Source organism: Pseudomonas versuta (genome assembly GCF_001294575.1).
Classification (GTDB): domain Bacteria; phylum Pseudomonadota; class Gammaproteobacteria; order Pseudomonadales; family Pseudomonadaceae; genus Aquipseudomonas; species Aquipseudomonas versuta.
Genome location: NZ_CP012676.1, coordinates 2,140,057 through 2,164,573 on the forward strand (window position 1 = coordinate 2,140,057; position 24,517 = coordinate 2,164,573).

At 60.7% G+C, this 24,517-nt stretch carries 21 protein-coding genes and 1 pseudogene; 1 reads left to right on the plus strand and 21 read right to left on the minus strand.

Going from position 1 to position 24,517, the window contains the following annotated elements:
• The first annotated feature begins 54 nt into the window (after positions 1 to 54).
• Positions 55 to 396 carry a hypothetical protein gene (locus AOC04_RS09530; protein ID WP_060692762.1) on the plus strand — a complete coding sequence of 114 codons (342 nt, stop codon included), beginning with the start codon at positions 55 to 57 and terminating at the stop codon, positions 394 to 396.
• Positions 397 to 552: 156 nt separating this feature from the next.
• Here AOC04_RS09530 and AOC04_RS09535 read toward each other — a convergent pair whose 3' ends face one another.
• The 21 genes and pseudogenes from AOC04_RS09535 to AOC04_RS09635 all read right to left on the minus strand — a co-directional run bounded on the left by AOC04_RS09535 (position 553) and on the right by AOC04_RS09635 (position 24,451).
• Positions 553 to 948 carry a hypothetical protein gene (locus tag AOC04_RS09535; RefSeq protein ID WP_060692764.1) on the minus strand — a complete coding sequence of 132 codons (396 nt, stop codon included), beginning with the start codon at positions 946 to 948 and terminating at the stop codon, positions 553 to 555.
• A gap of 239 nt (positions 949 to 1,187) precedes the next feature.
• Complete coding sequence (locus tag AOC04_RS09540; protein WP_060692765.1) at positions 1,188 to 1,556, minus strand: histone-like nucleoid-structuring protein, MvaT/MvaU family; 369 nt, start codon at positions 1,554 to 1,556, stop codon at positions 1,188 to 1,190.
• 149 nt (positions 1,557 to 1,705) lie between these two features.
• Positions 1,706 to 2,527, minus strand: coding sequence for a MinD/ParA family protein (locus AOC04_RS09545; protein ID WP_060692767.1), 822 nt, complete (start codon positions 2,525 to 2,527; stop codon positions 1,706 to 1,708).
• A gap of 1,237 nt (positions 2,528 to 3,764) precedes the next feature.
• Positions 3,765 to 5,579, minus strand: a complete 1,815-nt coding sequence (ggt, locus tag AOC04_RS09550) for a gamma-glutamyltransferase (RefSeq protein ID WP_060692769.1) — start codon at positions 5,577 to 5,579, stop codon at positions 3,765 to 3,767.
• Between the two features lie 138 nt (positions 5,580 to 5,717).
• Positions 5,718 to 6,383: a methionine ABC transporter permease gene (locus tag AOC04_RS09555; protein ID WP_060692770.1), complete on the minus strand. Its 666-nt coding sequence runs from the start codon at positions 6,381 to 6,383 to the stop codon at positions 5,718 to 5,720.
• A complete protein-coding gene (locus tag AOC04_RS09560; RefSeq protein WP_073514916.1) occupies positions 6,380 to 7,126 on the minus strand; it encodes a methionine ABC transporter ATP-binding protein in 747 nt (248 codons plus the stop codon). The genes AOC04_RS09555 and AOC04_RS09560 overlap by 4 nt, the downstream gene beginning before the upstream one ends.
• Entirely contained in the window at positions 7,123 to 7,938 is an 816-nt protein-coding gene (locus AOC04_RS09565; RefSeq protein WP_060692773.1) for a MetQ/NlpA family ABC transporter substrate-binding protein, read from the minus strand. Before AOC04_RS09565 ends, AOC04_RS09560 begins: the two co-directional genes overlap by 4 nt.
• A 15-nt stretch (positions 7,939 to 7,953) precedes the next feature.
• The gene (locus tag AOC04_RS09570; RefSeq protein WP_060692775.1) at positions 7,954 to 8,991 is read right to left on the minus strand and encodes an isopenicillin N synthase family dioxygenase; all 1,038 of its coding nucleotides are present in this window, start codon (positions 8,989 to 8,991) and stop codon (positions 7,954 to 7,956) included.
• Positions 8,992 to 9,443: 452 nt separating this feature from the next.
• The gene (locus tag AOC04_RS09575) at positions 9,444 to 10,025 is read right to left on the minus strand and encodes a peroxidase-related enzyme (protein ID WP_060692777.1); all 582 of its coding nucleotides are present in this window, start codon (positions 10,023 to 10,025) and stop codon (positions 9,444 to 9,446) included.
• Positions 10,022 to 10,528, minus strand: a complete 507-nt coding sequence (locus AOC04_RS23940; RefSeq protein WP_060692779.1) for a CMD domain-containing protein — start codon at positions 10,526 to 10,528, stop codon at positions 10,022 to 10,024. The genes AOC04_RS09575 and AOC04_RS23940 overlap by 4 nt, the downstream gene beginning before the upstream one ends.
• Positions 10,525 to 11,784, minus strand: coding sequence for an acyl-CoA thioesterase/bile acid-CoA:amino acid N-acyltransferase family protein (locus AOC04_RS09585; protein ID WP_060692781.1), 1,260 nt, complete (start codon positions 11,782 to 11,784; stop codon positions 10,525 to 10,527). The genes AOC04_RS23940 and AOC04_RS09585 overlap by 4 nt, the downstream gene beginning before the upstream one ends.
• Entirely contained in the window at positions 11,784 to 13,352 is a 1,569-nt protein-coding gene (locus AOC04_RS09590; protein ID WP_060692783.1) for an ABC transporter substrate-binding protein, read from the minus strand. The genes AOC04_RS09585 and AOC04_RS09590 overlap by 1 nt, the downstream gene beginning before the upstream one ends.
• A gap of 12 nt (positions 13,353 to 13,364) precedes the next feature.
• The gene (locus AOC04_RS09595) at positions 13,365 to 14,345 is read right to left on the minus strand and encodes an ABC transporter ATP-binding protein (protein WP_060692785.1); all 981 of its coding nucleotides are present in this window, start codon (positions 14,343 to 14,345) and stop codon (positions 13,365 to 13,367) included.
• Positions 14,335 to 15,348, minus strand: coding sequence for an ABC transporter ATP-binding protein (locus tag AOC04_RS09600; RefSeq protein WP_060692787.1), 1,014 nt, complete (start codon positions 15,346 to 15,348; stop codon positions 14,335 to 14,337). Before AOC04_RS09600 ends, AOC04_RS09595 begins: the two co-directional genes overlap by 11 nt.
• Complete coding sequence (locus AOC04_RS09605) at positions 15,345 to 16,256, minus strand: ABC transporter permease (protein ID WP_060692789.1); 912 nt, start codon at positions 16,254 to 16,256, stop codon at positions 15,345 to 15,347. Before AOC04_RS09605 ends, AOC04_RS09600 begins: the two co-directional genes overlap by 4 nt.
• Positions 16,253 to 17,226 (minus strand): annotated as a pseudogene (locus AOC04_RS09610) (ABC transporter permease). The gene AOC04_RS09605 and the pseudogene AOC04_RS09610 overlap by 4 nt, the downstream one beginning before the upstream one ends.
• Positions 17,223 to 18,683, minus strand: a complete 1,461-nt coding sequence (locus AOC04_RS09615) for an FAD-dependent oxidoreductase (RefSeq protein WP_060692791.1) — start codon at positions 18,681 to 18,683, stop codon at positions 17,223 to 17,225. The pseudogene AOC04_RS09610 and the gene AOC04_RS09615 overlap by 4 nt, the downstream one beginning before the upstream one ends.
• Before the next feature lie 43 nt (positions 18,684 to 18,726).
• Positions 18,727 to 21,225: a TonB-dependent receptor plug domain-containing protein gene (locus tag AOC04_RS09620; RefSeq protein ID WP_060692793.1), complete on the minus strand. Its 2,499-nt coding sequence runs from the start codon at positions 21,223 to 21,225 to the stop codon at positions 18,727 to 18,729.
• Positions 21,226 to 21,593: 368 nt separating this feature from the next.
• Positions 21,594 to 22,544 (minus strand): LysR family transcriptional regulator, encoded by a 951-nt coding sequence (locus AOC04_RS09625; RefSeq protein ID WP_060692796.1) that lies wholly within the window; start codon positions 22,542 to 22,544, stop codon positions 21,594 to 21,596.
• A 63-nt stretch (positions 22,545 to 22,607) separates the two neighbouring features.
• Positions 22,608 to 23,996 (minus strand): tripartite tricarboxylate transporter permease, encoded by a 1,389-nt coding sequence (locus AOC04_RS09630; RefSeq protein WP_082363680.1) that lies wholly within the window; start codon positions 23,994 to 23,996, stop codon positions 22,608 to 22,610.
• Positions 23,993 to 24,451: a hypothetical protein gene (locus AOC04_RS09635; protein WP_060692798.1), complete on the minus strand. Its 459-nt coding sequence runs from the start codon at positions 24,449 to 24,451 to the stop codon at positions 23,993 to 23,995. The genes AOC04_RS09630 and AOC04_RS09635 overlap by 4 nt, the downstream gene beginning before the upstream one ends.
• Positions 24,452 to 24,517 lie beyond the last annotated feature (66 nt).

Here is a 24,517-nt window from a genome sequence, read left to right on the forward strand (position 1 = left end):
CGACTGGATCAATAAACGGCTTTATCCCTTCAACTCAACATGAGTGAGAGACCAATGCACAAATTTTGGGAAAGATTTCTGTGCCTGCTCGACAACGACATCAGCACAAAGATATTCGACAACATCAAAAACCTGCTCGTCTGCGCGTTAATGTTTGCGGCCGGGACCAACGCGCTGAAAAACGGACGTCATGTATTTTTCGACCTGACCGCGAGCAACCTGGCGGGCTGGGGCATCATTGCCATCTCCGCAATACTGACCCTGCTCAATGTCTGCGATGGCCTGCGCAAGTTGGCAAAACTTCGCTATCACACGGCGCTGCAAATAGTACTGTTTCTAGCCTATGTACTGGTGGCCGGACGCATTGTAGAGGTGGTCTGGAACTTCCGTGCGTGACACTTTCAAAACCCGAGACTCACCAACATCATCTTATTACTGGCCACTTCGCAGCCTGCCTCTACGTAGATGCTGCTTTGGGCAGAGCTTTACGAGCAAGGTGATCGGCGAGAGTGTTATGACCCAAAGTAGTAAATCATGATCACTGCTGCGTAATTACAGGAGGCCACTGATTTTCTCAGTGCCGCATTTATCAACGGCAGGCGATGAAAGAAAAATCGATACCACTTTCTCAGAGACCTCCCTCCCCAGACTGAAACGTATGCTTGGGGTCTCTAATGCATTAATCACCCTCACATCAGCAACCTGCAGACCATTTATGGTCACCTTCAGGTTTCCCTGAATGGAGTCACGCGTGATTTCAAACATGCGCTTGCGGGCCGCAGGGGCAAGCTCGACATCCAGTGCAATCTGGTTGGGGTCAGCCGCATCGTGGTCCAGCAAAACAAGGCTGACTCGGTCAAAGTCACACCGTGGCGACAAGTCGATTGTTGCGGCTTGGGCTTTAGCTGTGAAGCAAACCATAAGCAGCAGCGTTGCATAGCGGCTCATAACATTTGATCTCGCGCGACAAGGGATATCCAGGAGGCAGGCACTGCTGTGGCAAAGTTGACCCTATATGGGCGGGAGCTGGCTTGCCAGCGATGGCGGTGAATCAGCCAGTAAGCCTTGTGCCTGAATGTAACGGCTTCGGGTCAGGGCATTTTTACCGGCTCAGCGTCCTGTAGGGTCAAGAGTGCTAAGGAGGTCAGTGAAGCCGCAACCCCCTTTACCTCGATAGCTTCCAGGGCTTACGCCATCACCCAGCTCTGAACCTGCTGCGAACCGTGTTCCTGTCTCCAGGCTTTAAGCGTCTTGTGATTGCTGCCCTTGGTCTCGACGACTTCGTTGGTGTGCGGGTTCAGATAGCGCTTAAGAGCCCTGGGAGCCCGCTGCCCTTTGCGACCGGCCACTTTCTGGGCATTGCCGGCAGAAACGTGCGGCCCGAGCAGAGCGACGATCTGAGGCAGGCCTACACCGTACTCACTCATAAGCGAGCGCAGTTTGTCTTCGAACTCTGACTCGGCCTGGAAAGACTTGTCATTTTTGAGGGTTTCCAGGACGTGCTGCTGTTCGGCGATCAGACGCTCGAGTTCTCGGTATTGGGCGATTTTGGACATGGGCGGATACTCTCTGAATAAGTACTGGGAAAAATCATGGGTTATTAATGAAGGCGATTGTGCAACCTTGTTGCCGACACTCGCTGTGCAGACGACCCGGGGCGGTTTGACAGCCCCCCAGTAGAACCCTCGCCTGCCCAAGAGCAACTTCATCTTCTCGAGTTATTAATCAATCCCTCGATAAAAAACTCTATATGCCCTCTGGGACTACTCGGCATTGGCCAGGTGCCAATATTTTTTGCGAGGGCCCTGAATGCTTTTGCGCTCTTGGAGCGAGGAAAACTTCGGTAGACTGCGCGTTGTTGAAGTGCCGCCGTGCGCATATCCTGGTCGTACGGAATCGCCCCCGCATACTGCAAAGTGACATTCAAAAAGTTATCCGTAAGCTTGATCAACTTGGCGTACAGCCGTTGGCCGTCCAGAGGGTTGTGCAGCATGCTGGCCAGCACCCGAAAACGGCTGATACCGTAATCACGATTAAGCAGTTTGATCAGTGCATAGGCATCGATGATTGAGGCCGGTTCGTCACACACCACCAGCAACACTTCCTGGGCCGCCCGAACAAAACTGACGACCGACTCACCGATCCCTGACGCTGTATCAATCACCAAGACATCGAGTGTATCCGCTATGTCTCTGAATACATTGATCAAGCCGGCATACTGAGCCGGCGACAAATAAGCCAGGTTTGGTATACCCGATGCTGCATGGGCAATAATGACCCCGCCGGGCCCGCGTATCAGTACATCGGATAATTCACAGCGGCCCTCAATCAGATCAGCCAGTGTGTACTGCGGGGTCAGCCCCAGCAGAATAGCTATATTTGATAACCCAAGATCAGCTTCCAGCAATACAACCCGTTTCCCGAGTTCCGCCAACGCCAATGAAAGATTGATAGCAACAACTGTCTTGCCGACGCCACCCTTACCGCTGGTGACGGCAATAACTTGTACACAATGTCCGCGTTCCATACTTTCTACGCCCTTCCATGTGTGACGTGTGAACAATCTTTTAAAGCGGGGAGTAACTTAAAAGCCGAGGCGACAAACTTTAATAACATTGGCCGATAGAGTAACTGACACCGAAATACAATTAAACCAGCTCACCTGCCGCCACCGATTCCTGCCTCAGAACATAAAACACAGTCGACCCCGAAAGTTCTTGGGCGCCGGAGGAGATGGCACAGGGTGATACCTGCTGCAGGCCAACTGTTTTTTATGGTTAACGGGTGGCCCGCCCCCCAGGAAACGATTCAACCATCCTCTTGAAGAATCACTAGTCCAGGCAATGCAAGGCGTCAAGAACGCTAATTTATAAAAAAAAAAAGCAAAAGAAAAGCCATATAAAACAAATTCCAAGTTTAAAGCGCCTAAAAGTCAGCCTAATGGCGCCGGTATTCTGTCAACGCCAAATCGCTCAAAGGAGAATTCCCCGCGCTATATAAGGCTAACGCCGGATTGCCGAATATCGACAAGCCGGTTCTATGGCGCCAGCCACCCGTCAACTCGCAAGAAAAACACAAATAAAAGCGTCAACGCCTGTTACAGGCCACCCACTTTGGCACTATCATCAACTACTGGTTATTTCCCGTGCCGAGAAACTCACACTGAAAAGAACCGACTTCTACAACTAAAAAGTTAAAAACAGCTAACACCTAAACTTAGTCACTCCCCAAAGACCCTTTCCATATACACGGACAAAACCCTCAAGCCTGCACACTTGCCTATCAGGCACTTAAAGCCGTCGCGATTGCACTCATCGCAACTTCTTCGTTATAAAGATAACGGATAAATCTATTAATGGATGATCTCATGCCCCCCGCCACCAGCCCACCACTAAACAATGACGCCTACAGTTCAATAAATGATCTGTTCAATACACGCTCGACCCCAAAGGCATACTCATGAAAAAAGTATCGAGCCGTGGCTGGAGGTGGGCTTATCACAAGTTACGCGGTCTGCAGTGTTCCAGAGTGTCTTCTTTGTATAGAGCAACACTGTTTTCGATGCGAGGCGATACCGGGACTTTTATGAACGACCGCACGTGGCAAAAGATACGCCTGCACCGATAGCCAATGGTCAGGCTTTGTTGATGCGCTCAACAATCCGGTACACCGCCGGCAAGTGCAGCTACCACCCCGCCTCTGCAGGAGCGAGCACGCCCGCTCCTGCAACAGGTTTGTGCGATGGCGCGGTGAACAGCCCAGCCTCAATCGCCCAATGCCGTACCTTCACGCCGAGGATCGGCACCGGCGGCCCAGCCGGTTTCATCCCGAATAATAATCTGGGTTCCACTGGTCATCTCGATAGCGGACACCTCGTGCCCTCGGTCTTTCAACGCCTGCACCAGTGCCGGGCTGACACGTCCGGCTTCGACCTCTGTCGCGACATTGCGACTGCCGAAATTGGGAAGGCCGATGGCGTCCTGCGGGTTGAGTTTCCAGTCCAGCAGCCCCACCACCGCCTTGTTTACGTATTCGATGATCTGCGAGCCCCCAGGTGAGCCGACAGTGGCAACCAGCTCGCCACTCTTGCGATCAAATACCAGGGTCGGGGCCATGGAAGAACGGGGCCGTTTGCCCGGCTCGATACGGTTGGCAACCGGCTGACCGTTCTCATCCGGGATGAAGGAAAAGTCAGTGAGCTGGTTGTTGAGAATGAAACCATTGCTCATCACATGCGAACCAAATGCCGACTCAACCGAAGTGGTCATCGAGATCGCGCCCCCCTGATCATCGACGGCGGCAATCTGCGAGGTCGAAATCCGCAGCGGGGATCGATCGGGTGCCAGGGCCAGGTTGATCCCCGGTGGCGTTCCGGCATCCGCACGGCCCATACTTTTGTCCCCGATCAGGGTCGCCCGGCTCTGCAGATAATTCTTATCGGTCAGGCCTTTCACATTCACCGGGACGAAGTCGCTGTCCGCCAGATACAACGCCCGGTCGGCATAGGCCAGGCGCTCTGCTTCAGCCATCAGGTGCACCGCAGTGGCCGAGGGCTGCAGGCCAACAGGAGGCATGGTGGCCAGATCCAGCGCGGCAGATCTGCGTTGCAAGGCATCCAGAATCCCCAATGTCTGGAGCACCGCGACGCCCCCTGAAGAAGGCGGCGGCATGCCACACACGCGCCACTGCTTGTAATCACCACACACCGGGTGACGCTCTTTGGCCCGGTAACCGCTGATATCGGCCAAAGACAACGAACCCGGATTGGGATGGGAATTGACCTGCTCAACCATCGCCTGCGCGATGGCGCCTTGGTAGAACGCCTCCACGCCCCGGTCGGCAATGGCCTGAAGGGTGCGGGCCAGCTGCGGGTTCTTCAGCACTGTGCCAACCGGCAAGGGCTGGCCCTGCTCTGTGAGCAGGTATTTGGCCAGGGCCGGCGACTGTGCAATGAATTTGTCTGCCACGATCTGCGAGTGCAGTCGTGCAGACACCGGAAAACCTTCACTGGCCAACCGAATGGCGGGTTCAAACAGTTCATTCCACGGCAGTTTGCCGTGTTGTTCATGGGCCATTTGCAGCGCCCTGAGCACACCGGGCACCCCCACCGAAAGCCCGCCTATCTGAGCATCGGTAAAGGCAACCGGCTTGCCGGCTGCATCCAGGAACATGCGTTTGTCGGCCCCTGCCGGTGCTGTTTCCCGACCATCAAAGGCCTGCACCTTGTGTCCGTCCCAGTACATGATGAAAGCACCGCCGCCGATGCCGCTTGCCTGCGGCTCTACCAGCGTCAGGACGGCCTGCATGGCAATGGCGGCATCAATCGCAGAACCGCCTTTGCGCAGCATCTGCTGGCCTGCAGCGGTGGCCAGCGGGTTAGCCGCCGCAGCCATGTGGCGCGTGGCATGCACGGGCACCATATCGGCCCGATAACCCGAGGCGATCTCGGGTGCGGGCGGTAATTCGGAGGTTTTCCCAAGGCCCGGTTTCTCACTGCTGCAGCCCCCGATCCAGAGGGCCAAAGCCGACAAACCAATCACATAGACATTATTTTTTTTAGCGCGCAGGGTAATGATCAAAACGGCTTCCTTCTTCCTTGCTTGGTAATGCGCGGCCCAGCGGGCCAAAACGCAAACCCTCAAAAGTCATGACTTCAGAGGTACGGCTGGACGTGATCCTGCATCACATCGCGAGCCTGGCAAAGAACAAATAACCCGTCAGCGCCGATGGGCCAGTGAACGCACCAGCCCGTCGCCCAGGCTTTGTACGCTCTGCACCAGAATCACCAGCACCACCACCGTGGCCACCATCACCTGATTATTGAAGCGCTGATAGCCATAACGGATCGCCAGGTCACCCAGCCCGCCACCGCCAATGACCCCGGCCATGGATGAAAACCCGATCAGCATCACCAGCGTCAATGTCAGCCCCGCCAACAAGGCCGGCAGTGCTTCGGGCAGCAGCACCTTGAAGATCACATGACCAATATGGCCGCCCATGGCCAGGATCGCTTCGATCCGGCCCTTGTCTACTTCGTCCAGCGCGTTCTCGACAATCCGGGCAAAAAACGGAAAGGCACCAATGGTGATCGGCACTACCGCGGCGGTACTGCCCAGAGTGGTACCCACCAGCAGCCGGGTCAGCGGAATCAGGGCAATCAGCATCACCACAAAGGGCAGTGAGCGCCCCAGGTTGATCACCGCCCCCAGCACCCGGTTGATTCGCGGCAGCGGGAAAAGTCCGTCGCGGCGGCTGATGAATAGCAACACCCCGACCGGCAGGCCGATCAGCACGGTGAAGATTGCTGCCAGCAGCACCATGTACAAGGTTTCGCCGGTGGCGTTGAGCAACAGTTGGAGAATTTCATGCCAGTCCGTTTTCATCCTGCCCTCACCATTTGCAGACCGGGCGCCAGCAACCGCCCCAGTTTTGACGACGGATCAGCCTGCAACTGCACCAGGCTGCCACTCTCCACAATGCGCCCGGCGGCCAGGGACACCGCGCTGTCGCAAATGGCCTTGACCACCTCCAGTTCGTGGGTAATCAACACGATGGTCACTCCCAGCTGACGATTGATATTGCGCAGCAATTGCAGAATCGAATCCGTGGTTTCCGGGTCCAGGGCGCTGGTGGCCTCGTCCGACAGGATATAAGCCGGACGCGCTGCCAAAGCCCGGGCAATGCCCACCCGCTGTTTCTGCCCGCCGGACAGCTGGGACGGAAATGCTTGCGCCTTGTCGCTCAGGCCCACCAGATCCAGCAGCTCGCGGACCCGGCTATGGCGCTGTTCTTTGCTGACCCGGGCAATTTCCAGGGGCACGGCGACATTGTCGAAGACATTGCGCGAGTGCAGCAGGTTGAAGCCCTGGAAAATCATCCCGATGCGCTGACGCTGACGGCGCAATTCACTGTCAGTCAGGGCTGTGAGGTCCGCCCCGTCCAGCAGAATGCGCCCGCGGGTGGGTCGTTCGAGCAGATTGAGACAACGCAGCAACGTCGACTTGCCCGCCCCGCTACGCCCGAGAATCCCGAAAATAGCGCCATCGGCAATGCTCAGCGACACCTTGTCCAGCGCCGGAGGCTGGCCCGGCCCATAGATTTTGCTCAACTGCTCGACGACGATCATGGCTTGCTGTCCGCGGCCGTCACCGGGAGCACCGAACCCGAGAAATTGTCGGTGATGTACTTGGCAACCTCAGGGGAAGTCAGGTCTTTGGCCAGTTGCCTGATGCGTGGGTCATCCTGCAGTTTGGGGAGGGTCACCAGAATATTGGCGTACGGATTACCCGCTGACTTCTCCAGCCCCAGCGCATCCTTGGCCGGCACCAGGCCTGCTTCCAGCGCGTAGTTGCCGTTAATCACCGCCAGGTCCACGTCATCCAGTGCGCGGGGAATCTGCGGTGATTCGATTTCGAGGATCTTCAGTTGTTTGGGGTTTTCGGCAATGTCCTTCGGGGTTGCCTGATCGGTGGCCGGGTCATTGAAGCCGGGCTTGAGCTTGATCAGCCCGTTGTCCTGCAACAGGTACAGCGAGCGACTGAGGTTTGTGACGTTGTTAGGCACTGCGACCGTCGCTTTTTGCGGCACATCGGCGAAGGTCTTGTGACGATGGGAATAAATCCCCAGTGGCTCGATATGCACAGTGGCCGCCACCACAAATTTTTGCCCGAGCGCCTGCTCCTGAGTTTTCAGATACGGCAGATGCTGGAAGTAATTGGCGTCCACATCACCATGGGCCAGCAGCTCATTGGAGTTCACGCCATTGGGGATCTCGATCACCTTGATATTCAACTGCGGGTCGATCTTTTGCACAAACGCCAGAATCTGGGCGTGGGGTACCGGGTCCGCCGCCACTCTTAACGGCTCCTGGGCCAGGGCACTGAAAGAGGTCAGCAACGCGCCGAGCACGGCCAGGGTCAAGCCAGTTTTTTTGAACATGGTGCAGTCCTTTTATCAAGCGCTCAGGGCGTCGGGAATCAAAGCATCGGCGTAATAACGCCGGGCAACATCAGGGTGCGAGCGCAGGCGGCCTTTGAGATAGTTCCAGCCCACATCACGAAACAACGGATTATCCGGATCGCTGGCCGGACCCCGCGCTTCACGCAGCAATGCCGTCGGCAAGGGATACAGCGGCACCACGGCATCCAGTTGCGCGCCGAGAAAAAACGCAATCGACAGCCGCTCATTACCCGCCTGCGGTGACAGCACCCGGTGCACCGTGGCGCGCAGATAACCGTTGGTGGCCAGCTCCAGCAGTTCACCGATGTTCACCACCAGCGTGTTCTCCAGCGGCAGCGCATCGATCCAGCGCCCCTCTTCAATCTCGACTTGCAGACCGGCCTGGCGGTCTTGCAACAGAAAGCTCAGAAAGCCCGAGTCCTTGTGCGCGCCCACCCCCTGATTACTCTGCTGCGGCGCCTGCCCCGGATAACGCATCAACTTGATGTGCTCATTGGGCTGGTCGCCGTACAGCCGGTCGAAAGCCTCCTGGGGCAGCGACAACGCCTCAGCGAAAGCCCGCAACAGCCGCAGAGACATGCCAGTCATGGCTTGTTGCCAGTCAAGCAGCAAGGGTTTCAGTTCAGGCAGTGCCGCCGGCCATTGATTGGGGCCTTGCAGGCGCGCCCACCAGGGGCTGTTGTCATCGATCGGCAACACCGCTCTTTCGGCACCCAGATCGAACTGTTCACGCAGATCGGGCTGGCCCCGGGTGATCTCGGAAGCGGCACGGTTGTAACCGCGAAAGTGCGGTGAATTGATCATGCCGACCGCGGCTTTTTCGCTGTCCGGCAGGGCAAAGAACTGCCTGGCACTGGCCTGTACCTGCTGCAACAATTCGCTATCAATACCGTGCCCGGTCAGATAGAAAAAACCCACATCCCGGGCGGCATGGCGCAGATCGTCAAGAAACCCCTGGCGCTGGATCGCGGTCCCGTCCAGCAAAGACAGATCCAGAATCGGCAAGGCGGTAATGTCCCGTGTATGCGGCATGGCTCACTCCCCTATGAATCAGCTAAAAGACGTTTTACCGATGTTTGACCGGCGATGACTTAAAGCTAAACGATCTTAAAAAGAGTCAGCCAATAACTTATTCGCATTACCTTAGGTGTAAAAAAGTCTCAGGGTTTGCGATTTTAAAGTGCATTGAAATTGGCAAAGCTGCAGGAGCAGAAAAGCTCGCGAGGCAAGCTCGCTCCCACAATCGATGTTTGCACGAGAAAAGAATCCCCCGACAACCCCGCCCCCGTGTAGGAGCGAGCTTGTCTCGCGATGGCGGAGTGTCTGAACCGATGCCCATTCTGGTTCACCGCCATCGCTGGCAAGTCAGCTCCTACAATAAATCCCCGACAACCCCCTCCCTGTAGGAGCGAGCTTGCTCGCGAGCTTTTCAAAGCAGCAATAAAGCGCTCGCGAGCAAGCTCGCTCCTACAGATTCTGTACCCTTACAGCCCCACCGGCTCCCCAAGGTTGAGCATCAAGCGATTGGCCCAGGCGAAGATCGCAATAGCGTGGATCAGGTCAAGAATCTCGCCGTCGTCCAGCCCCTGTTCGCGCAAGCCCTGCAATAACTCGGGGCGCAGTTGACCCGGGTTCAGGGTCAGGTCGATGGCGAACTGCACAATCGCCCGCTCCCGGGGGGTGGTGCCGGCACTGTGGGGGTCGGCAAAGACCTCGGCGATTGCATCATTGCGCTTGGCCAACTGCTCGAAACGCTGGGCATGCACCGAGGCGCAGTACACGCACCGGTTGATCCGCGACACCACTGCACTGGCCAGTTCGCGTTCGGCACGGGACAGGCCGCCCGGGGCATACATGATCGCATTGAACGCCAGCGAGCGCTGGCGCAGCACTTCAGGCTGATGGATCAGGGTCAGGTAATAGTCCGAAACTTTGGCCTGGGGATGGCTCTCTTCCAGTACCGCTTGCTGCTCGGCCGTGGCCTGCGCCAGATCGAGGGTCGGCAGCCAGGCCTTCCAGCCCAGGCTGCGGCTGGTGAAACCTTGAATATCCAGAAACTCACTCATTGCGCCGCCCCCAGTGCCTGCAGCGCACTCAGGCCTGCAGCCAGACGCACTTGATAGGAAATAAAGGCGATCAGCTGCCCCAGCGTGACCACATCCACCGGTGCCAGCCCCGCCGCCAACAGTTGCTCAAGGGCTGCGCGATCACCTGCAACCGGGTCCAGCACCAAGGTGCGGGTAAACCCCAGGATCGCCTCCAGCCGAGGTTGCCCCAGTGTGTGCAGCGCATCCTCTTCAACCGCCGCCAATACCCGGGGCTCCAGGTGCAACAGCTCGCGATAATGGGCCGCCAATGGCCCGTGCGGGGTCAGCAGGCAGGCGTACCAGGCCACCAGCAGCCGTTCTTCAGGGCTGAGGTTGCCGGGCAGGTCAGGGTCGAACAGCGTCTCATAGCTGCCCTGGGTGGCACTCACCACCTTGGCCCGTGCCTGTCGCAATTGCTGCACCGGCCCCCCGGCGTCGAGTAACAGTCGATCCAGCAGATCGGGTATGGCAGGACTGTTCATTGCAACTCCTTGGTCTGCGCCCGGCGTGCTGCCACGGCGTTCTGCAAAAATTCCCTGACGGCTTGCCACGACTGTTGATTGGCCCGGGCATTGGCTGCCGGCTCACCGTCGTCGCTATAGGTCGCAGGTATGAAAGGCAACAAAATGCTGTGCCCGGCCAGCGGGTAATCGTGTTGCGCCACCGGCCACGGGTGTCGCGAGGACTGCAGACGCTCACAGACCATCTGCCCGAAACGGCTGGACGGCCAGGCCGCATCATCCCCCGCCGTCAGCAGCAGTACCGGGCCACGAATCTGCTCCACGGCTATGCACGCCCGCGCCACCGCTTGCGCGTCTTGCAGCGCAGTGCTGATCGACAGCGCATTGCGCAACCCGGCATCCCGGGCCGCCCAGCTGGCGTGACGATTGTTGTTCCACACATGCACCAGCGGCTGGCCACGGTACAACCAGGCCGGGCCATCGCGCCCCACCGCCGGGTCCGCCGCTGCCTGGCCTCCATGCACCAGCGCGCTGGGCACGTAGCCGATTACCGCAGCCACCGAGCGGGGAAACAGGCTACCCAGCAACAGCACCAGCTCGCCTCCCCGGGACTGGCCACTGAGGGCGATAAAGCCATCGGCCGGCGCCAGTTCGCGGTGCATCCATGCCAGGCCTTGCTCGAAATATTCCAGCGGAGTGTTGGAGATGTAATCCGACAGCCCCGGCGCCTTGAAATAACCCAGCGCCAGCGCGCTGTAACCCCGCGAGGCATAGAGCGCAGCACGGGCTTCGTTGATCCCGCCGCCGGAGCCGTTGAGCACCATCACCGCCGGGTGCGGGCCAGGGCCTGCGGGCACAAACAGGGTGCCCACCAGGCCGTTCTCTCGAATCTCGCGACGGCTGACACCTTCGCCCGCCAGGCGCTGGATCAGGGTCTGCATCTGGTCGCTGCCTTCAAGGCGAATCTCGGTCAGCAAGGGCTGCACCACTGAGTCATTGAATACTGCAGTGCTGCGCCCTTGCCCGGCACGCTGGCTCCACAGCAGGCCCATGGCCGAAACACCGCTGTAATCACCTGTCAGCGGCGCATCCTGTTCAAGATCAACCCGGCCCCGGGCGTCAGCGACAAACGTCGCCGAGCTGCGCCACAGGTGCTCGCCGCCACGTCGGGTCTGGCTGCTCAGGGTCACCTGCTGCCCCGCTGCCAGCCCCTCGACCACGATCTGCCGCGGCTCGTCCAGCAGGCCATCGGCAGGGCTGATGTGCAGCGTCGCCATTACTTTTTTTCCTCGCTGACCATCATCGCCGTGGTGCGGTCGCTGAGCAGCGGATCGACCCGCAGCCCTTTGCGCGCCGCCCAGATATTCTGGTAATGGAACAGCGGCAACACGCCCACATCGTCCGTCACCAGCGTCACCGAATGACGCAGGATCGCCTCGCGCTTGCCATCGTCGAACTCTGACGAAGCCTGCTCCAGCGCCTGGTCCACCAACGGATTGCTGTAACGCCCCCAGTTCGATGAGCCCAGGCCTTTGCCGGCATCCGCACTGGCCAGCACATTGGTCAGCCCGTAACTGGCCTCACCCGTGCCATTGCCCCAGGCAATCACCGTAACCGCGTACTCGTTCTTGTTGGCGCGGCTGGCATACACCGACCATGGCACCACTTGCAGATCCACCTTGACCCCGATCCGGGCCCAGAACTGCGCCACCGCCTGCAGGGTTTCCGGGGCCAGCGGGTAGCGGTCGCCGGGCACGTGTACGGTCAATTGAAAGCCATCGGGGTACCCGGCCTCGGCCAGCAGTTTTTTCGCCTGCGCCGGGTCGTTGGCAATATTTTTCACCTGCGGGTTGTAGCCAAAGGTATTGGCCGGCATCCATTGGTTGGCCTCGGTCACGGTGTTCTGCAGGATGCGTTCAACAATCGCCTTGCGGTTGATTGCCAGCGACAGCGCCTGACGCACCCGCACATCGCGCAACGGGTTTTCGGCCAGTGGCCTGCCCTGGTTGTCGCGAATGAACTCGTTGGGGCCTTCATGAAAGCTCGGCTGGATCAGCAATGCGCGCAGGCCCGGGTAGGCAAACAGGCTGACGCCGGGAGTGGCTGCGAGCTTTTTCACATCCGCGGGCGAGACCTTGTCGATCACGTCCACATCCCCCGCCAGCAAGGCTGCGGTACGGCTGGCCGGGTTGGCGATATAGCGGTAATCCACCTGATCCCACACCGGCGGCTTGCCCCAGTAATCAGGGTTGCGCTCAAACAGGCTGCGATCACCCTGGGCATTGGACACCAGGCGATAGGGCCCGGTACCGATCACGGCTTTGCCGCTGTTGTATTCCTCGGTACTGGAGTGTTCTCCCACATGGCGACTGACGATGTAGATCGAATCGATGTTTTGCAGCAACAACGTATTGGGCTCTGTGGTCTTGACCCGCAAGGTATACGGGTCCGGGGCACTGACCGAGGCGATGGTGCGCAGTGAACTGGAATACGGTGCCACGCTGCCCGGCACGTTGCGCGCCCGCTCCAGAGAGAACACCAGATCATCGGCGGTCAGGGGCTGGCCGTCCTGCCACTTGACGTCTTTGCGCAAGTAAAACTCCCAGGTGGTGTCATCCAGGGTCTTCCAGCTTGTCGCCAGGCCGGGCAAGGTCTGGTTGTCATGACGCTCCAGCAGCGACTCCCAGACATGCAGTGCCAGGGAGCGGTCCCCGGCGTGGTTGTTCAATTGCGGGTCCAGAGACGACACCGGGTCGGCGTAAGCAATGCGCAGGGACTGGGCACTGGCCCCGGCCGCAGCGCTCAGCAATGCAGCAGTCAATAACGTAAGCAGCAGCGGTTTCATGGTCGGTTCCGTTCAAGAGTTGAGATGGCAGGCACTGAAATGGCCGGGTGACACTTGCAGCAGCGCCGGCGCCTGTTCGCGGCAGCGGGCTGTGGCATGCGGGCAGCGCGGATGGAAATGACAGCCGGAAGGCGGATTCAGCGGGCTGGGAATCTCCCCGCGAATGGCCTGGTACTGACTGCGGCGCAGTTCAAAACGGGGGATCTGAGCCAGCAGCGCCTGGGTGTAGGGGTGATTGGCGCGGGCAAACAATTCGTCCACCGTGGCCGACTCCACCACCCGCCCCAGATACATCACCACCACCCGGTCGCAGAGGTGTTCCACCACGCCCAGGTCGTGACTGATAAACAGATACGTCAGGCCCAGTTGCTCGCGCAGGTCCATGAACAGATTGAGGATCTGGGCCTGAATCGACACGTCCAGCGCCGCCACCGACTCATCGCACACCAGCAACTGCGGCTGCACGGCCAGCGCCCGGGCAATGCCGATGCGCTGGCGCTGGCCGCCGCTGAACTGGTGCGGATAACGCTGGCGCAACTGCGGGCTCAAACCGGCACGGCGTAACTGGGCACTGACGTAATCATCGAAGCCGCCAGCGTCGGTCAGCCCCTGACGCAGTGCACCTTCGCCAACAATACGGTCAACCCGCAGCCGCGGATTGAGGCTGGCGTAGGGGTCCTGAAACACCATCTGAACCTTGAGCCGCTCGCTGCTGCTGAGCGACTCCATCGGTTGCCCGTCGACACTTACGCTGCCGCTTGAGGCCGGCAGCAAGCCGGCAACCATGCGCCCCAGCGTGGATTTACCGCAGCCGGACTCGCCCACCAGCCCCACCACTTCACCCCGGGCAATGCGCAGGTCGACGCCCTCCACTGCCCGGGTCACCGGTCGCGGCTGGCGCAGGCCGAGGCGTTGCAGCAGGCCGCCGGGGGCCTGGCCAAACTGTTTGCTGACCTGGCGCAACTCAATCAGCGGCACAGATTCATTGGCCATGGGCAACTCCAGGCTGAACAACGGCGGGATGGAAGCAGCGCAGGCTGCGACCGGGTTCAATTGCAACCGCGGGCGGCTGCACCGCGCAGGCACTGCTGGCCCGGCTGCAACGCTCGGCAAAGGCACAGCCGGCAGGCATCGACAGCAGATCCGGGGCCATGCCCGGAATCTGCCGCAGCCGCTGACCGCGCTGGTTGCGACTGGGCAGGCTGTCGATCAGGCCCTGGGTGTAGGGGTGCAGTGGCCGGTCAAGCACCGCGTCGACACTGCCCTGCTCGACGATGCGCCCGGCGTACATCACCGCCACCTCATCGGCCAGGCCTGCCACCACCGACAAGTCATGGGTGATCCAGATCAGCGCGGTGCCCTGCTCGCGTACCAGCTTTTGCACTTCGCCGAGGATCTGCGCCTGAATCGTCACATCCAGGGCCGTGGTCGGTTCATCGGCAATGATCAGGTCCGGGCGATGCAGCAAGGCTATGGCAATGGCTACCCGCTGGCGCATGCCCCCGGACAGTTGATGCGGGTAGGCACGCAGGCGTTCTTCGGGGCTGGCAATGCCCATCGCGGCCAAGGTGTCGCTGGCATGCTGGCGGGCCTGGCGCCGGTTCATAGGGTTGTGCGCCTGTACCGCCTCGATCATCTGGGTGTCGATGCGCAACACCGGATTGAGGGTCATCATCGGGTCCTGAAAAATCATCGCGATGCGATTGCCCTGCAAATGCCGCAGCTCTCTGGCTGACAACCGGGTCAGATCGCGGCCCTGGAACAGGATCTCCCCGGCGCTGATCCGCCCCGGTGCATCCACCAGCCCCATGATCGAGAAACCAGTGACCGACTTGCCCGACCCCGACTCCCCCACCAGCCCGAGAATCCGCCCCGGCTGCAATCGCAGCGAGACTTCGCGCACCGCCGGCAGGATGCCGTCGCGGGTATGGAAAGAAGTCGACAGGCCGCGCACCTCAAGGGTCGCGGGCAGCACAGCAGTCTGTAGTGCGTTCATCGCTGCAACCTCGGGTTGAGTACATCACGCAGGCGGTCGCCCACCAGGTTGATCGAAACGATGGTCAGCAGCAGCGCCAGGCCCGGAAACACGCTGATCCAGTACTCGTCGCCGAGCATGAACTGAAAGCCGTTGGCGATCAGCAGGCCCAGCGACGGCTCGGTGATTGGCACCCCGAGGCCGAGGAACGACAGGGTCGCTTCCAGGGTAATGGCACGGGCGATCTGCAATGCGCCGATCACAATCAGCGGTGGCAGGCAGTTGGGCAAAATGTGCCCGACCACAATCCGCCAGCGGCTGATGCCCTGCCCCCGCGCCGCCTCGACATACTCGCGACGGCTTTCGACCAGCGCCTGGGCGCGCGCCGTACGGGCGTAGTAGGCCCACTCCAGCAGCACCAGAGTCAGCATCACGTTACTCACCCCCTTGCCCAGCCAGGCCAGAATCATCAGCGCCATCAGGATCCCCGGGAACGACAGCAACAGGTCCACCACCCGCATGATCAGCGCATCGACCCAGCCCCCGGCATAGGCCGAGATCAGCCCCAGCAAAGTACCGACCACGGCCGCGATCAACGCAGAGCCCACGCCCACCAGCAAGCTGATGCGCAAGCCATAAATAATCGCCGAGTACAGGTCGCGGCCCTGTCCGTCCGTGCCCAGCCAGTAGGTGTAAGCGCCTTCCTGGCTGATGGCACCTGGCGCCAGGCGTGCATCCATGACGTCCAGTTGCATCAGGTCATAGGGGTTTTGCGGGGTGATCCACGGTGCCAGCAACGCGGCCAGCACAATCGCCAGCAGCACCAGCAGGCCGGTGACGGCCAACGGCGAACGCAGAAAATCCACCGCGCCGCGTTGCCACAGCGATTGCACCTGCAACTGTGCAGGGGGTTTGATCAGCACGGTCATTGCGCACCTTCCAGACGAACACGCGGATCAAGCAGGCGATACAGCACATCGACCAGCAGATTGAGGGTCACGAAAATCACCACCACGACCATCAGGTATGCCACCACCACCGGCCGGTCGAGGTTGTTGATGCTGTCCAGAATCAACTTGCCGGCGCCGGGCCAGGCAAAAATGCTCTCGGTCACCACCGCGTAGGCAATGGTCGAGCCCAGTTCCAGGCCAAGTACCGTCACCAGCGGGATCAGGGTATTGCGCAGCACGTGCATGAGGATCACCCGCGTCGGCGACAGGCCTTTGGCCCGGGCAAACTTGACGAAGTCCTGGGCAGGATTTCGCGCACCCCGGCACGGGTCAGGCGCAGCACCAGAGAGATCTTGAACAGCGCCAGATTCAGCGCCGGCAGCAACAAATGCTGCCAGCCGTTAAGGGTCAGCCACGACCACTGAATGCCCAGCCACTCGCGGGTTTCGCCACGGCCGCTGGCCGGCAGCCAGCCCAGATGCACCGAGAACAGCAGGATCAGCATCAGTGCCACCCAAAAAGCCGGCAGCGAAAAGCCGATAATGCTCCCCGCCATCATTAGCCGTGCCGCAGCCGTGTCCGGGTAAAGCCCGGCGTACAGCCCCAGTGGTACGCCGATCAGGATCGCCATCAACAGGGCACTGAATGCCAGTTCCAGAGTCGCAGGCAGGCGCTGCAAAATCAGTTGCAAGGCGTCTTCGTGGTAGACATAACTTTTGCCCAGATGGCCGTGCAGCACGCCATTGAGGAAGTTCAGGTATTGCTGCCATAACGGTTGATCCAGCCCCAGGCGGGCGATCGCTTGCAGGCGCTCGGCCTGGTTCAGGTCTTCGCCCACCAGGATGTCCACCGGGTTGCCGATGGCATTGAGGCCGACGAACACGATCAGGGTCATCAGCAGCATCACCAGCAAGGCTTGCCCCAGGCGTCGCAATAGCCAGCCACTCATGTACGCAGCTCCTCGGCCCGCAAGCGGCCCGGCTGCCATTCATCGCCCTGCAGCTCAGGTTCGTCATAGGCCTGCATGGCCTCAAAATGCAGCGCCACATCGTCGTTGAACAACTGCCCGGCCAGGCCCTGAGCCATGCGTTTGGCACCTTCGCTGATGGCCGGAATATCGCCTGAAACACCGCCGTAAGTCAGGGCTGCCGGGTAGCTGAAACAGTGCACCCGATCCAGCCCCGGGCAGGCGCCGGGCGTGCGTTGCTGGAACTCGAACAACGGGCCCAGGTCCGGCAGTTGCGACAGCTCCTGGTCCTGCCGGCCCTCGGGGGCGGTGTAGCGATCACCCCAAAGCTTGATGTGCGAAGCAATCGGGGCGAACTCCGGCCGCAGTTCCCAGTTGCTGCGAAAGCCGGTGGCGAACACCAGAAAGTCGTACTGCAAACGTGCCGTCGGGGTCTGCAACAACAGGCTGCCATCGGCTTGCACCGCCACTGATTCAACCGGGCTGCCCAGCAGAAAACGGGCGTTGGCATGCCGCGAAACACGCAGGGTGCTGCCATGGGGCGGCGGTACCTGCTGCAAGTTCAGGTAGTGGCGGATGCTCCACTTCCAGTCATCCGGCAAGCGCCAGTAACCATGGGTCATGCCCGGGTTACCGGCCCCTTTGCCCTTGTTGACCCGTGGCAAATCGGTGCGCCGCACCAGCAGGTCCACCGAACGCGCACCAGCTTCCAGCGCAGTGCCCGCCGCATCCATGGCCGACGCGCCACCGCCGATCACCGCAACCCGCTTGCCGACAAACCAGTGATCCTGCAGGCCATCGGCCGAATGCGCCCAGTACTCGCGCGGCAATTGCAGCGCCACTTCGGGTACCCAGGGCCCGCCCAGACCGTCTCGCCCGGTGGCCAGAATCACGTGCCGGGCACATACCGTCTGTAGCTTCCCGATGTTGTCGATCTGCAACTCCACGCAACCGTCCGCCCGGGGCTGGACCCGGGTAACGCGGTGGCGATTGCGCACATCCAGCGCCAGTACCTGGCGGTACCAGCGCAAGTATTGCGCCCATTGCAGACGTGGAATCTTGTCCAGCGCCTCCCACTGCGCCAGCCCGAACTGCGCCTCGAACCAGGCGCGGAAGGTCAGGGCCGGCAAGCCCAGCGCCGGGCCGCTCAATTGCTTGGGCGAGCGTAGGGTCTGCATCCGCGCCGTGGTTGCCCACGGCCCTTCAAAGCCCTCTTCAGACTGATCGAACACCACCGCCCTGATCCCCAGATGCCCCAGCTCGGCAGCCACCGCCAGCCCGGCCATACCGCCGCCGATCACCGCCACTTCAAGCAGTGGCCGGTCTTCCAGGTGGCGCGGTTTGACCCAGGGCCGGGCGGGTAAATCGAGCCACTGCAAATCCTCGCGCAGGCGCGCTTCAAGGGCAGTCAGACCGAGGGGTGCAGGGGTGTGGGGCATTGTCGGTTTCTCAATCAGGTGAGCGGGCGCATGGCCCATGGGCTTAAAAATCGATGTTCAGGCGGCTGTAGTAGAACGCTCCGTAAGAGCCGAACGGCGAGATCGACGAGTAGTAGGAGCCGCCGGAGACATCATTCACGGTGTGCTTGTCCGGGTAGACGTTGAACACGTTGTCGGCGCCCAGAGACACCGACACGTTGTCGGTCAGGGCATAGCTCACGTCGACATCGGTGATCCATTTGGCGCTGAAGGTTTCATCGATACCGGTGGTGCCGCTGCCAAGGCGCTTGACCTTGCCGTAGCGGGTACTGCGCAGGCCGATGTCCCAGTCGTTGACTTGCCAGTTCACCCCGACGATGTATTTGCTCTTGGGGATCAGGTCGGTCACACCGCCCAGCTCAGTGGCTTCAAAGCGCGACAGACCGAGACTTTGCAGCTGTGCCGGGTTGGCCTTGAGGTCAGTGATGGTGGCCTTGTTCCAGTTGGCGCCCAGGTTCCAGCGCAAGCGCCCGAAGCGGTCCAGGTGCTGGGTGTAGTCGGCAACCAGGTCCAGGCCTTTGCTCCGGGTGTCGAAGGCGTTGGCGTAGTACTGCACCTGCTGCACATGGGAAAACCCGTTGGCGGCGAGGATCTTGTCCACCGCCGAACCCGACAGCGGGCTGATCAGCGCGATACGGTCCTGCAGGTCAATCAGATAGGCGTCCAGGGCAATATTGAGGTCCTGGACAGGGGTCCAGGTCAGTCCGGCAGAAACGCTTTGCGACTTCACCGGCTCCAGGTCTTCGGCGCCCAGCGCCCGGCCAATGGCCGAGTTCGGCTGCACCCGCTTGATCATGATGTCCTGGGTCTGATTGCCCACGGTGCGACGGCCAAGGCCGGTTTTGGCATAGCCCTGCTGCACCATCGAAGGCGCAACGAAGCCGGTGCTCAGGGCCCCCCGGGCAGCCAGTTGCGGCGTTAAGGCATAGCGGGTCGAGAGCTTGCCGGTCCAGGTGTTGCCCGAGCTGTCGGTGTAGTGCTCGAAACGCCCGGCGGCGCCGACAAACCATTTGTCAGTCACATCCAGCCCCAGATCGACATAGGCCGCCGAGTTGCTGCGCCGCAGATTGACCTCATCCTCGGGTAACAGCAGGTAGTTGCCCAGGGCACCAATGGCCGACAACTGACCGGCACGCGGGTGTCCGGCCGGGTAGCGATAACCGCCGTTGGCATAGGAAGCAGCGTCGCCGGACTCGGTGCGGTACTGCTCGAAGCGGTACTCAAGCCCGGTGGCAAAGTTCAGCGGGTTGCGCGTACCGATGTCGAACTTGCGGTGGAGATCCAGGTTGGTGGTCCACTGGGTGAACTGGTTGGTCTGCAAATCGAAACGGGTCGGGCTGGCGGTGCCCAGGGACGGGTTGAGGTTGTTTTTGCTGCTCTGCTTCTGGCGGTTGACGCCGTAGGAAGTACTGAGGTCCCAGCCCCAGCCGGCCAGATCATCGCCACGGGCACCGAACACGCTCTGGTAGTCAAAGCTGTCAAAGGTGAAATCCGGGGCGACACCGTCCGGGTACAGCTCGTTGATGATGGTATTGCCGTTGGGTCGACGATAGGCAATGGACACCAGCGCGTTCTGCTGGCCGACGGTGCTGAACGAGTACAGGGCGATGGCATCGTTGAGCGGCAGTTCGGCGTTGTACGAAACGTTGATCTGCTCGATCTCTGGCAAGCCACCGCCGTAGCTGCGCTTCTCGATACTGGCTTCACGCGGGTCCGGCTGGCCGTTGACCGGGTAGTAGAAATCACCGGTGGCCACCCCCGAACGCTTGGTGCTGTCCTGCTTCTTGGCATCCAGGGCAAAGTTGAAGAACCCGTCATTGGGCAATGGCATGCCGATGTCGAAAGTCTGCTGATAGGTTTCGCCGTTGGAGCCGACGCCGCTGGCGTAATGCGAACGGCGCCCGGCCATGGTGCTGGCACTGCCGCCGCTGCTGTTGGACTTGAGGATGATATTGATCACCCCGGCAATGGCGTCAGAGCCGTATTGCGCCGCAGCGCCGTCGCGCAGCACCTCGACCCGGTCAATGGCGCTGATCGGAATCAGGTCCAGGTCGGCCGGGTTCCAGCCTTCGGACAGCACCGAGTTTTCGGAGGCGACGGAACCGCCGTGACGGCGTTTGCCGTTCACCAGCACCAGCACATAACCGCCGCCCAGACCGCGCAGACCTGCCGCCCGGGCGACATTGCTGTAGGCACCGCCGGTGACCTTGGCCACGTTGAACGAAGGCAGCAACTGAGCCAGTGCATCACGCAGGCTGGTACTGGCGCCCTGCTTGAGCAATTCCTGGCCGCTGATCACATCGATAGGCACCGCGCTTTGCGCCACCGTGCGCTGAGTGCCGCGGTTACCCACCGAGACCACGGTTTGCATCACAGGCTCGGCCTTGCTGCGGGCCTTGTCCTCATCCTCTTGCGCCAGCGCAGGCGCGCTGACCATCCACAGACCTGTCAGCGCGATGGCTGCCGGTGAAAAAACTGAAGCCGATGATGCGCCGGATTGCATAAGCAAACTCCCCCGATAAATCGCCAAAAAGGTTGAAGCAGGTCGTGCGGCGATTTGCCGAGGTCGGCTGGATGTCCGCGAAGCTTGAAGGTCTATGTTGGTAGCCTTCAATTCGTTTTCGTGATTCTTAAGCGCACTGAATGTGGTAACTGAATACTAAGGGGCGCTGTTTATTCCATCAACTGCCAGATCAGGATATGGATATTTCCAAAAAGAATATGCGCCCACCCTGCAGGAACGAGCTCTACGCTGTCGCGATGAAAAAGCTCGCGAGGCAAGCTCGCTCCTACAGGGGGTTGATGCGTCTGCGGGACCGGGGGGGTTCCCTATGGAGGTCTGCGGGGCCGCGATGAAAAGGCTCGCTCCTTTCAGCCCGCGTAGATGCTTTGCATCAGCGCATCGTGACGGCTTGCAGGGTGTACGGTCATGCCCGGCAGCAGGTCCCGGGAGGACACTTTCAAGGTCTCGATCAACGCCTGGGCCACTTCCGACAGCGGGCTGGCAAAGGCCGAGATCAAACCGAAGAAAAACGGGATGTTGCTTTCAATCGGGCGTACAACCACCCCGCTCAACGGCACACCAAAGGCGGTGAACGGGTCAACCAGGGCCACGCCCAGACCGACCCGGGCCATCTGCATGGCGGTCAGGGAGGTGTTGGTATCCAGAATGTGCTGCGGTTCAACACCCGCCGCTTCGAAGGCGCGATTGATCCGACGACGAAAGCGAAAGGGATTGGAAATACTGATCAGGGTTTGCTGCGCCAGGGTCTGCATGCTCAGTACCGGCTGCGCCGCCAGCGGTGAATCAGCCGCCAGCACAGCCACGCAGGCCGCCTCGCCAATCCAGTGCAGGTCCAGGCCACGGTGCTCGACCGGCAGACTGACCACGCCCAGGTCCACGGTTTTCGCCAGTACCGCCTGTACCGCCGCTTCGGCCGTGAGGCTGTGCAATTGCAACTGTTGCGGTTGCAGGCCCGCCGGTAACAGTGCCAGCGCCGGTGGCAGCAACCCGGACGCCAGCGCCGGAGTGGCCACCAGACGCAAGCTGCGGTTCTCGTCCCGGGCAATGTTCAGCGCCCGCTGCTGCACGTGACGCACCCCTTGCAAGGCACTGTCCACCTCGGCCGAGAGCATGAAGGCCTTTTGCGTCGGCGTGACCTTGGGCCCGCTGCGCTCGAACAGGGCAAACCCCAACTCCTGCTCCAGCTCCTGAATCAGGCGGGTCACGGTGGGTTGTGAACGCCCGAGCATTTGCCCGGCCCCCGTGACGCTGCCCGCCGACATTACCGCGGCAAACGCTTCCAGCTGGCGTAGATCCACCGGGATCTCCTTAAACATGACCGAAGCGGTGGAGTGTACACAGCAGCACCGGCGCTGGGCAGATCAGGCTCCCAGCAAGGCCACCAGCGCCGGCACGGTCAGTACGGCGGTGTAGTAACCCATGAACTGCACACCGATGTTAAAGCCCAGAAAACGCGAGAGAAACCCGCCCAGCAGCCCCACGGTGACGATCACCAGCAGCCCCAGCAAGCCGCCTTCCCAAATGCCGATCACCAGGATCAGGCCGACAAAGGTGGCGATGACCGCTTCGTGGCTGATCTTGCGCGTGACCCAGGAAGCCGCCCGGTAGGCGTAGTTCATGGTGAACGGATAGGCGATCAGAATGGCGACGATCACCGCCAGCATGCCGTAGCCGAAAAACTCCCAGGTGCTGAGCAGCGTGTGCAGGTTGTGTACCTCACCGGTGGCCGAGTCCACGGTAAAGCGTGGCGGTGCATTGAACAGCGGTGCTGCCGGGCCCGCTGCCACGGGGCTAAGGGGCAGCCCGAAGGCAATCAGCGGAATCAGCGCTTCGGCGATGTAGGTCGATTCCGTCACCCCGTTGCGCGCAGTAATCACGGTGGTCAGGCGGTGATAGACATGCTTGATTCTTGAGCCCACCAGTTCGCCCATGATCACGGTCATAGCCACCGGGCTGAAGACAAAAGTGGCGCTGGAGATGACCGCGGTGATGGCGGTCCAGCGGCTTTGCTGGCGGTCGAGCACCTTGAGCGGGTTGGGGAAGTAGCCGCCGCCGCTTTTGACATCCGGCGACAGGGAGAACGTGCGCACTTCGCTGCGGCGCATGTGGCTGCGCTCGTCAGGTGCGAGCAAGGCGAACAGGGCGGCAATCAACGGGCCGATGGCGATGCCCAGGAAGTAACTGACACTGAGTTTGACCCCGTACTGCCCGGTGAGGGTCTGCAGACCGAGGATGATCAGCACAAAGGGAATCAAGGCCAGTACGGCCGCCAGCCGGCCCTTGGAAAACCAGGCAATGGCAACTGCCGCCGCCAGGAAAATCCACGGTGCGGTGCGCTTGATGGTGTCGCCGAACGGCGCCAGCATCACCGCGAACAATACGGCCATCGGCACTGCAATCAAGGCGGCGATCACCGCGCCCGAGATCATCTTGCGCAAGGCGATGTGCGGCACCCCGAGCTTGCGCAGCAGGTTGGCTTCGCGCATCAGCGGCGTGGCCAGGGTATCGCCGGGGATGCCCAGCAGTGCAGTGGGCACGGCATGGGTCATGTGTTTGGCCACCGCCCCGGCGAGAAAAAAGGTCAGCACGCCAGGCGCCGGAACCCCGAGCAACACCACCAGCAGGGTCAGGGGCGCCAGGGTGGTGGTTTCATCGCTGCCGGAAATCAGCCCGATACCGGCAAAAATCACCGCGCCCAAAATACCCATGCCCAGCGCGATCAGAATCTGGTCCAGCAAGGGCGCGATCATGACCGGCTCCCACTGACACTCAGGCCACTGGCCGCGTCCGCAACCGGGGCGGCTGCCAGGTTTTTTTCATAGTTGGCGAACAGATCGTAGAGGTCCATTTCCCGAAGCTCGGCCACGGTTTCTGGCGGCAAGTCAGCGAGCCGCCCGAGGTCGCCGAATTCGTTTTGCAATTCCACCAGCACTTGCGCGCGCCATGCCGGGTCAGCCTGATGCTCGACCACATGGCGTTTGGGTTTAAACAGGGTGGCACTGATGGCCCCGCCAGCCAGACAGCCGAGGATGCCCACCAGCATCGCGTAGGCCCGCGCCATCTGCGCCGACTCCACCCACATCAGCAGAAAATGCTGGGCCACGAAAAATGCGCTGAGGCTGACCACGGCGCCAATGGCGATGGCGTACACCAGGTGACGGGCGTCAACCGTGTCGCCCCATACTTCGTACAGTTCGGGTTTCAAAGGGTTCTCCCACTTTTATTGTTATGGCGGTGAAGAGATGGCGCCTACCCCTGTAGGAGCGAGCTT